This window comes from Pseudomonas sp. 5.2 (assembly GCF_059025405.1).
Window position 1 is genome coordinate 1 of sequence record NZ_JBYBHH010000086.1, and the last position, 205, is coordinate 205.

1 tRNA gene is annotated in these 205 nt (G+C 54.6%); it reads left to right on the top strand.

Annotated features, from left to right (window positions below):
- Positions 1–70 precede the first annotated feature (70 nt).
- A tRNA-Ala gene (locus tag AC5PZ0_RS28410) sits at positions 71–146 on the top strand.
- Positions 147–205 lie beyond the last annotated feature (59 nt).

The following is a 205-nucleotide window of genomic DNA, read 5'->3' on the forward strand; positions in this document are numbered from 1 at the left end:
AGTTGGTTAGAGCGCACCCCTGATAAGGGTGAGGTCGGCAGTTCAAATCTGCCCAGACCTACCAGTATTTGGGGCCATAGCTCAGCTGGGAGAGCGCCTGCCTTGCACGCAGGAGGTCAGCGGTTCGATCCCGCTTGGCTCCACCACTCTTGCAATGCGTGATCAAACTCAGAAATGAGCATTCGCTTCGAATGTTGATTTCTGG